The 10,006-nt window shown below is 48.1% G+C and carries 5 protein-coding genes, 2 tRNA genes and 1 pseudogene; 4 read left to right on the top strand and 4 right to left on the bottom strand.

Going from position 1 to position 10,006, the window contains the following annotated elements; translation table 11 throughout:
* Positions 1-14: 14 nt before the first annotated feature.
* A tRNA-Met gene (locus tag ACMHXE_RS12565) sits at positions 15-91 on the bottom strand.
* Between the two features lie 48 nt (positions 92-139).
* Positions 140-216 (bottom strand) — tRNA-Met (locus ACMHXE_RS12560).
* A gap of 371 nt (positions 217-587) precedes the next feature.
* On the opposite strand from ACMHXE_RS12560, the gene rlmKL reads away from it, so the two are divergent.
* Genes rlmKL through ACMHXE_RS12540 form a run of 4 tightly spaced genes read left to right on the top strand, consistent with a single transcriptional unit; the run spans position 588 to position 6,725 of the window.
* Positions 588-2,717, top strand: coding sequence for a bifunctional 23S rRNA (guanine(2069)-N(7))-methyltransferase RlmK/23S rRNA (guanine(2445)-N(2))-methyltransferase RlmL (rlmKL, locus tag ACMHXE_RS12555; protein ID WP_413732396.1), 2,130 nt, complete (start codon positions 588-590; stop codon positions 2,715-2,717).
* Positions 2,710-2,940, top strand: a complete 231-nt coding sequence (locus tag ACMHXE_RS12550) for a glutaredoxin family protein (RefSeq protein WP_045283761.1) — start codon at positions 2,710-2,712, stop codon at positions 2,938-2,940. Before rlmKL ends, ACMHXE_RS12550 begins: the two co-directional genes overlap by 8 nt.
* Before the next feature lies 1 nt (position 2,941).
* Positions 2,942-4,855 carry an ABC transporter ATP-binding protein gene (locus ACMHXE_RS12545; RefSeq protein ID WP_101055784.1) on the top strand — a complete coding sequence of 638 codons (1,914 nt, stop codon included), beginning with the start codon at positions 2,942-2,944 and terminating at the stop codon, positions 4,853-4,855.
* 28 nt (positions 4,856-4,883) lie between these two features.
* On the top strand, positions 4,884-6,725 hold the full coding sequence (locus ACMHXE_RS12540; protein ID WP_101055783.1) for a DUF3466 family protein: 1,842 nt from the start codon (positions 4,884-4,886) through the stop codon (positions 6,723-6,725).
* Here the strand turns inward: ACMHXE_RS12540 and ACMHXE_RS12535 are convergent.
* Both ACMHXE_RS12535 and ACMHXE_RS12530 read right to left on the bottom strand, forming a co-directional pair.
* Positions 6,681-6,883, bottom strand: a pseudogene (locus tag ACMHXE_RS12535) (hypothetical protein); the annotation flags it as partial. The gene ACMHXE_RS12540 and the pseudogene ACMHXE_RS12535 overlap by 45 nt on opposite strands.
* A gap of 181 nt (positions 6,884-7,064) precedes the next feature.
* A complete protein-coding gene (locus ACMHXE_RS12530; RefSeq protein ID WP_224866323.1) occupies positions 7,065-9,656 on the bottom strand; it encodes a cache domain-containing protein in 2,592 nt (863 codons plus the stop codon).
* Positions 9,657-10,006: the final 350 nt, after the last annotated feature.

The raw sequence follows: 10,006 nt of genomic DNA, 5'->3' as shown, positions 1-10,006 counted from the left end.
AAGGAATTAGAAATTGGTTGCGGGAGCCGGATTTGAACCGACGACCTTCGGGTTATGAGCCCGACGAGCTACCATGCTGCTCCATCCCGCGTCCGAATTGTGCTAATCAGTTTGAATTCATAATTAAGGAATTAGAAATTGGTTGCGGGAGCCGGATTTGAACCGACGACCTTCGGGTTATGAGCCCGACGAGCTACCATGCTGCTCCATCCCGCGTCCGAATTGTACTAATCAGTTTGAATTCATAATTAAGGAATTGCTTGCGGCACTGGATACAAACCGACAACCTTCGAGGCTCTCTTAAGTAACTGAACCCGACTAGCTATCATGCTGCTCCATCCGGTGTCCGTCAAAGCGGGGTGGACTATAGCGACCAAGACGCGGCAATGCAAGGACAAATCATCAAAATGCCATTGAGTGTTCAAATTTGATTCATCTGTGCGTGAAGATTAACCCCATTGATTACAACTCAAACAATTTCGCTATAGTAGATAGAAAAGCGGTACTGAAAACGGAAGTTTTTATCTTTTACCGGGAACAGTGGTTATAATGCGCCATTCATTTTTGCTTTGCTATCTGGTTAGTTCATGTTGAATTTTTTTGCGGCGGCCCCCAAGGGGTTTGAATATGCTTTGGCGCAGGAACTGCGCGAGTTCGGTGCGCTTGAGGTTAAGGAAAGTTTGGCCGGAGTCTATTTCTCCTGTCCACTGGAGCAGGCATACCGCATTACCCTTTGGACCAGACTGGCAAGCCGTATTCTACTTATATTGCATCGCGGTCCCTGTGATTCCGCCGAACAGCTCTATAATGCGGCCTTCTGTATCGATTGGCCGAGCCACTTTGATAACCGTTGTACCTTTAGTATCGACTTTCACGGTATGGGCGGGTTTATCAAGAACACCCAGTTCGGCGCCCTCAAGATTAAAGATGCTGTAGTGGATCGCTTCCGCGAAGATGATCTCAACCGCCCCAATGTGCAACGTGTCGATGCCGACTTCAAAATCGATGCCCATTATCGTAACGGTCAGGTAACCATAGCGCTGAACTTCTCCGGCCCGGCGCTGCATCAACGTGGCTATCGCAGCGGTACAGGTGAGGCGCCATTAAAAGAGAACCTTGCCGCCAACATGTTGGCCCGGGCCCAATGGGATAAACAAACGCCTTTGCTGGATCCATTTTGTGGCAGCGGCACAGTGTTGATTGAGGCGGCTATGATTGCTGCCGATATGGCCCCGGGGCTGCAACGCAGTCGCTTTGGTTTTGAGCACTGGCATCGCCATGACGCCAAACTTTGGCAAAACATAGTAGAGGAAGCCAAGGCGCGCGCCACCATAGGCAAGAACCGTTGTGAAGTGAAGTTCTTCGGCTCGGACATAGACTCGCGCATGGTGGCGCTGGCCAAACGTAATGCCAAGAGCGCCGGTGTCAGTGAACTGATTGAGTTCAGTGTTGCCAATGCTCTCAATATCACGCCACCGCTGGACAAAGGCTTATTGATCTCCAACCCGCCTTATGGCGAGCGTTTGGGCAATGTCTCCTCCTTGTTGCAGCTTTACTATCAGTTTGGCGACAAGCTCAAGCGTGAGTTCGGTGGCTGGCAAGTGGCCTTGCTATGCAGTGATATCGAATTGATCTCATTGCTTAAGCTCAAGGCCGACAAGCAGATGAAGATGTTCAACGGGGCACTGGAGTGCGCCTTTAACCTCTATACCCTGCATGCCAATTCCACCCGCAGGGCAGCTGTAGCAGCCGAGCAGTCAGGGGCTGAGGTCAGTGACATCGCCAGTGCCTTTGCCAACCGGGTGAAAAAGAATCTGAAACAGCTCGATAAGTGGGCCCGTAAAGAGGGGATCGACAGTTATCGCCTCTATGATGCAGATATTCCTGAATATAATGTCGCTATCGACAAGTATCTGGAATATGTGGTGATCCAAGAGTATGCAGCGCCTGCCAGCATACCTGAAGCCGTCAGCAAGCGACGTTTGACTGATGTGCTCCTGTCTTTGCCCGGCGCCATAGGTGTTGAGCCGGACAAGATCATCCTCAAGACCCGCGAGCGGCAGAAAGGCACAAATCAGTATCAACGGCTCGACAAAGAAAAGCTGGAGCTGGTGACTCAGGAGTATGGTGCCCGTTTCAAACTTAACCTAACCGACTATCTGGATACCGGCTTATTTCTCGATCACAGGCTTATTCGCAAACTGGTAGGCAGTAAAGCCAATGGCCGTGACGTACTCAACCTATTCGCTTATACGGGAACCGCATCGGTGCACGCCGGGCTTGGCGGTGCCAAGTCGGTCACGACTGTGGATATGTCCAATACCTATCTTAACTGGGCCAAGGATAACTTTGTGCTCAATGGTTTGATTGGCAAACAGTATCGTTTCGAGCAGGGCGACTGCCTGCAATGGATCCGCGATTGTGACCGCAAGTTCGATCTTATCTTTATCGATCCACCAACCTTCTCCAACTCCAAACGGATGGAAGACTCGTTCGATGTGCAGCGCGATCACGTCAAGTTGTTGTCTGATCTATTCAAACTGCTCAATCCGGGCGGAGAGATAATCTTTTCCAACAACAAACGTAAGTTCAAAATGGATAGCGAGGCCATGGCGGATCAGGGCATGTCAGTCACCAATATGGATGCCCAGATGCTGCCAATGGATTACAAGCGCAATCCGCATATTCATAATACTTGGTTGATCACCCATGCCTGAGACGCCATTGACCCTATACCACACAGATGGTTGCCATCTGTGTGAGTTGGCCATGACCTTGCTTGATGGCCTTAATATTCGTTATCGCACTCAGGATATTTGCGAGCAAGAAACGCTTGCCGAGCGCTATGGCGTGCTTATTCCTGTGCTGGCCAACAGCTTGGGTGAGGAACTCTGTTGGCCCTTCGATGAACAGCAAGTAAAACGCTTTACAGGAGCATAATGTGAGTCTGGTTCGTATCAATAATGGCTCGCTTGCCTATGGTTATACCCCTCTGCTGCAGCAGGCAGATTTCAGTATTGAAGCTGGCGAGCGGGTCTGTATTGTCGGCCGTAATGGCGCCGGCAAGTCCAGCCTATTGAAGGTCTTGGCAGGAGAAGTCCTGCTCGATGATGGTGAGTTCAATATCGCCACCGATGTGAAAGTCAGTCGCCTGCAACAGGACCCTCCCAAAGCGGAACAGGGCACTGTCTATTCTTATATTGCCGCCGGTTTGGCCGATGTGGGCCAACTGCTCGAAGAATACCATCAACTGTCGCAGTCTATGGCCAAGGCCCAGGGTGAAGCGCTCGAGAAAATGCTGAAAAACCTCGAGCGGTTGCAATCCAAGTTGGATCACTTCGATGGTTGGCAGCTCGACAACCGTATTCAGCAAAACTGTCGGCTGCTGGGGTTGGACCCGGATAAACCTCTGTCTGAACTCTCCGGCGGCTGGCAACGTAAAGTTGCCCTGGCCAGAGCCTTGGTGAGTGAGCCGGATTTGTTACTGCTCGATGAGCCAACCAACCACCTGGATATCGACACCATAGAATGGTTGGAACAGTTTCTGTTGGGATATAAGGGCGCCATCGCCTTTATCAGTCACGACCGTGGCTTTATTCAGAAGATAGCTACCCGCATAGTCGATCTGGACCGCGGAGTGGTTACCTCCTGGCCAGGTGATTACCAGAGTTATCTCGATGGTAAGCAGGAGTGGCTCAGGGTTGAGGCCGAGCAAAATGCGCACTTTGACAAGAAACTCGCCGAGGAAGAGGTGTGGATCCGTCAGGGGATTAAGGCTCGCCGTACCCGTAATGAAGGCCGGGTCAGGGCTCTCAAGGCCTTGAGAATGGAGCGCCGGGCCCGCCTGGAGCGCCAGGGCAATGCCAGAATGCAGGTGTCTGAAGCCGATCGCAGCGGCAAGTTGGTGTTTGAGGTGCAGGATCTCAATTACAACCTGGCAGATAAGGACCTGGTGCGGGACTTTTCCACCAATGTGATGCGTGGCGATCGCATCGCGCTGATTGGCCCCAACGGTTGCGGTAAATCCACGCTTATCAAGTTGTTGATCGGTCAGTTGGCGCCGCAAAGTGGTGAAATCAAGACAGGCACCAAGCTGGAAGTCGCCTACTTTGACCAATACCGTGAAGCCTTGGATCCGGAAAAGACGGTGGAAGAAAATGTCGGTGAGGGTAAGAGCACTGTTACTGTCAACGGTAAAGACAGGCATATCCTCAGTTATCTGCAGGACTTTTTGTTTTCGCCTATGCGTGCACGCACACCGGTCAAGGCGCTCAGTGGTGGAGAGAAGAACCGTTTGCTGCTGGCCAGGTTGTTGCTTAGGCCGGCCAACCTTATCATTCTCGATGAACCGACAAATGATCTTGATATAGAGACACTGGAATTGCTAGAGTCTCTGCTCACTGAATATGAAGGCACTTTGCTGCTTGTCAGTCATGACCGGGCCTTTATTGATAATACAGTCACCAGTTCCTGGTGGTTCAGCGGCAATGGTCGTTGGAGTGAATATGTCGGCGGCTATCAGGATGCGGTTGCCCAAGGGGCACATTTCTATCGCGATGCTGAGGAACCTGAGGCGGTTAAGCCTGTCAAACAGGAGGTTGCGCCGCAAAAAACTGCAGAACCCAAGACAGCCAAAAAGCTTTCCTATAAGCTTCAGCGTGAGTTGGATGCTTTACCTGCCTTGATGGAAACACTGGAGCAGGAGCTGGAACAGCTGCAGGAGCGTGTCAATCAGCCGGACTTTTATTCGCAGGATCAAGCGATTGTGAGCAGCGAATTGCAACAGTTGGCAGAGAAAGAACAGCAACTGGAGGCTTACTTCGAGCGTTGGGAAGAACTCGAGTCAATGAAGTGAGCACAAAATTATAATGGGAATCAAATTAATGAAGTTGAATAGTGCGCTGTCATTGGTGGCCATGGGGGTTATCAGTGTATTACAGGTATCGCAGGCGGCTCCTGTCTATGAAGTCGTTAACCTAGATGAATATGACCTCAAAGGTAATCTGGCCGATACTCGCACCGGTTATGGTATGGGCGTTAATGCCAATAATGAAGCCATAGCTGTGGCCAAGGGCAAGAAAAAGCTCAGCACCTCGGATGTGGATAATGATGACGGCATTATCGACATTGAAGATGGTATCGCTCCCGAGGAAAAGATCACTTATTCCATTAATAAACCCATCATTGCCAATAATTTCACCTTCAACTCCCAGGAAAACGATCCTGTGAGTCCGTGGACGCCTAATTTTGAGAGTATCAACGGTAGCACACCGCCTGCGGATACCGACCCTGCCGATCCTACAAGCGTCAACTCGGTTGATAGTTTCCTCTATGACATCAATGATGCCGGTATTCGAGTCGGCGCCATGACGGGTAAAGAGAAGAAGGTTGACTATACCGGGGAAACCGAAGGGCAGGACTACTGGTATTACCGTGACTTTGAACAGCGCGGTTTTGTTAAAGATGGCAGTACTGAAGTGCCGCTGCTGCCGCCTTATACCACTTATATCAAAGACGACAAGACAGCGGAACTCGGTGGTTGGTCTATGGCTTCTGCGATCAACAGTAAAAACCAGATTGCCGGTTATGCCAGCACTGCCATCAGTAAATATGGGGCAGAGCGAGTTGCTGCCTGTCTGGGTAGTGATAACACGCTGCCGCTGGATGTGTGTTTGCAGCGGGAAAAATATCCAAATGCCAACAACACCCGCAATATCCAGTACCAGATGCGTGCCTATGTCTGGCAATACGAAAATGGCGCGGTTACCGGGACTGAGCTGCCACTTGGTCTGACTCCCGGTGATTCAGAGTATACCTTTACTGCTCAGGGATTGGGGCTGAACAACGCTGGAGTTGTCGCCGGACGCTCTCATGTTTACCGTAATGGTGATACAGATAACCTGAGAATGGATGCGGCCTATTGGAGTCAAGATGCCAATGGTGAATACAAGTACCACTGGATCCCGGTTGTTGATGATGATGTGCGCAATTCCATTGCCTATGATATCAATGACGCTGGGCTCTTGGTCGGTAGCTACAACAAGTATATCCAAGGTTATATCCGCGATAAGTTCTTCATCTACGATACCAATAACCCTGAGACCAAGCCGGTTACGCCCAACGATTTCTACAACACTATGTCTGATCTCTCCAGCAAGCCTAGAGATATCAACAACAAGGGACAGGTAGTAGGTTATATTGAGTCAACCCATGACAAAGATAAACCAAGGCCGAAAGTAGGCTTCCTGTTTGATAAAGAGTCCGGTGAGTTCAGTAATCTCAATAAGCTGTTGACCTGTGAATCCAAAGGCTATGAGAAAGATGCCGAAGGTAACTGGAAACGTCATGAAGTGAGTGTTGAGGACGGTTCAGGCAAAACTTTGACCTACAATACTGACATAGTCGTGGTGGAAGCCAACAGTATCAATGAGGACGGTACCATAGTAGGTACCGCCTTTATCCGTAAGCCTTCTTACCAGTTCGATGATAAAGGTAATTTGGTAGTAGGTGACAATGGCAAGCCGCTGTTTGAGCTTAATGGTAACGGTCAGCCAGTGACTTCTTATCTACCGCGTATGGTGGTACTTAAGCCTAATAGCAATGGTGAAGCCTGTACTCAGGTGGACGACGATGATATCAATAAGCCATTTGAGCGTTCTGGTGCCGCCAGTTTTGGTTGGTTAGCATTGCTGCCGCTGATCTGGTGGCGTAGACGTAAAATTTAAGATTAATAGCGGAACTCCGGGGAATGCCGCTCTGACTTTCACAAAGAAGTATTCGGTATCCCGTTAGCTTTAGCCCATTGCTTCAGCAGTTTGATTTTGTTGTTCATCCCTTCCATTCGGCAGGTGTGCAACGGATGAACTGCTGAAGCAACTATGCCATGCAGAGAGTTTTTAAGACACTGGTCAAATTAACTTGACCACCATAGGCGACTAAACAATAACTTTCCAACCGTTTTTATTTCCAGTCCACACGATAATCTGCGATGAACTATTTATTAACTCAGGGTGCTTGGTTAAATACTCTGGGTTAATATAAACTCCTTAATATACTGTTTCTTTTTAACTTATTGACTCTAAAGGTAAAACTAGCCTGATATAGCAGTGTTTGTCATTATCGACACTTAGGGTCATCTCCCCACGTAACTTTAATCTAACGTAATCTTGTAAGCTGATAAGGGAATCTGTTGCACTGTGCTCTTTCGCTGCAGACTCAGGATCGGTTTCCCTTCTGTTGGTTAGCGTCGTCTCGAAATGATGTTCGTCCATTTTGGTGGCGTTGAGTGTGATGCATGAACCTTGAGGAGTATCATGTAATATTTGTCTCAGCAAAGGGTAGAAGAGCAATAATAATTGCCATGGCTTGGCACCAGGCAGAAGTTTTTGCTCAATAATTGCTCTAATTTCAACATTGGTTTCAGTAAATGCAGGTGCTAACAGAGCTTGCATATGGAAGAAAAACTCGTCGAAGTAGAGCGCTTTGACTTCTGTTTGAGGATGGTTAACCAAGGCCAAAAGATGTCGTAATCTGGCTGATTCAGTCAAGATAAGCTCTTTGGACTCTTTTTGTATTTCGCCGATGTCAGGCTCGAACAGTTGGGATCCCAAGTGATCAAAAGTGCTAGACAGCTCACAGATGAGCTGACCAAATAAATTGGGGAGTTGCAATTCCTGTTCCTGCATCAATGTTGTGCTGAGGCTGAGTAACTGGGACTTGCTTTGAGCTTGTTGCAACAGGGTTTCCAATTGCTCAAGCTGTTGCAGCTGTTGTTGGATGGTACGTTTGTTACGTTTATTGAGATCAACCTGCAATTCCAGGGCCTGTTCCAGTTGTTGCTCTTGTCGCTTGTGGCTGGAAAGGTCAAATGCTATGGCGCCTATGCCGCAAATCTCTGCAAATTCATCTCGAATTGGGAAGCGGGTTACTTGAAATGTCACATCTCCCAGAGGGGTTGCTATGGGTTCTTCAGAGCAGAACGGACTGTGATTGTTTATCACTCTTTTATCATTGGCCTGGTATATTTGCGCCAAGCCAAGCGGAAATACCTGATTATCATTGGCGCCGATAAATTGATCGCGTTCATGGGCGGTTATTTCGCAGTACTTATCATTAACTAGTGTGTATTTTCCAGTCAAATCTTTGATATATATTATATTTTGTGAGTGATTCATTAAGGCGTTTAGCTGCTCAGTACGTATTTTTAGGATTTGTTGGGCTTTATATTGCACTTCCAGCTGTTGCTCCAATGCCAGGTTACTGGCGTCCAGGCTAGCCATAGTTGTTTCCAACTGCCGGGTACGGGAGATAAAGCTGTCGGCTAATATCCCCAGTTCATCTTCTCTATCTCTGGCATCCAACTCCAAACGGGCAGGGTTGTTTTCTCTTAGCGCTTCGGCCATACGGCTAATAGGTTTAATAAATAACCTATGCTGAACCAGAAACAGCAGTAATAGTGCCAACAGTTGAATTGCAACAAGATAGATACCCACTTTACCGGCTATTAAGGTTGCATCTTCCTTGAGCGAGGACAGTGGCGTAACTATCACTATTTTCCAATAGGTCTTTGGCATCAAAAATACCGAAACCAGTGCGGGTTCCTTGAGCAAAGGGTCTTGATTAAGTTCTTGAGTTAATAAAAGTTTGGCATTTGCGGGCCATTCTCTGGCTGAGTTATTGATTATCGTGTTGAGTAATGCAGCATCTGTTTCATCACGTTTCCCCAACAAGGATTTCAATTGTTGATTGCTAAAGGCTTTGTGTTGGTTTGCCTGTTGGATAAGTACTTGATCTGCATTGCGAAGCGCTTCACCAACAAATTGGAACTCTGGGAAAAGGCGTTCCAAACGGTGAAAACCATCTAAACTCAGTGGCTTTTCTTGAGTGTTGTCTTGAAACTCATCTTCCCAGGGTGACGCGAGTAAATGGTTGCGATAATCAAGGGCAAACACATAACCACTCAGATCTTTCAGGGCGCCTCTAAAGAAGCGGTTAAGGCCACCCAGGCTAATGTCTACAGTGGCGGCACCGATAAATTCGTGATCTTGCCAAATAGGAACAGACGCCGTGACCATGGCTTCTGCAGTGTAAGGGTCACGATAGGCACTCGACCAGAAGGTTCTGTCTGCCGGGAAAAAGCGTGTCGGTTTATACCAATCTTCGTTATGGTAACCTTGTTGGGGTTGTTCATTATAACTGTTGAGTTGCTGCAATTCGCCATAGCCGTTTCGATACCAGAAGAGGCTGTCAAGAATTTTTCCCGGTTCAAAAGCTCTTGGTTCGGGCCAAATACCGCCGCCGGTAATCATTTCCTTTTGGGTATCTAATTCCAACACGGATTTGATACTGGCCTGAAGTGCAAATTCGTTGCCACGATACAGAGCCCCTAGGTTCGCCATAGTACTGACCAGGCTTTCTATTTGAGAGGTAACTTCCTGCAGTCTTGCGGTAACGACTTGCCCATAACTTTGGTTCAATGCTCTTTGTTGGCTAAGCAACTGGTTACGTTGGATGCTGAGCAGTACAAGTACAGTACTGATAACGATAAGAGCGCTGATAATTAACTGGCTGAGGGCAAATTTAACCGGCAGGCGTTTCAACCAGCCGGGAAGCCAAGGTAATGGGTTGGATTGTTGCTTCGCCTGGTTCCCTTGCATATATCCTCAGTAATAAGCTTTTAAAGCAGTTACTTAATATTATTCCTGATGGAAGTTTAGCCTTCCCGGAAACTTGTCCCCAGTTAAATTATATCGCTTAGTGTCTGAGGGTTATAACAAGACTATGGGCGTGTAATCAGACGACTGACGTGTTGCCGACACGAACTGCGAAAGGTGTATATATTCTTCATTTTCGTGACTGAATAAGCCCTGATATGGAAAGGTATAATATAACCTATTGAGAAAACCCGCCATTTTTCTATGTCTCATCAGAGCTCTGTTACTTTGATGCGAAAAAGGGTCGCAGGCTTGGTTGTCTCCAAATGGCTATCAAGGTATCTGTGTCTTTG

Source organism: Shewanella sp. BJSY2023SW007 (assembly GCF_047314525.1).
Lineage (GTDB): Bacteria > Pseudomonadota > Gammaproteobacteria > Enterobacterales > Shewanellaceae > Shewanella > Shewanella chilikensis.
This window is presented reverse-complemented; position numbering and strand designations above follow the sequence as displayed.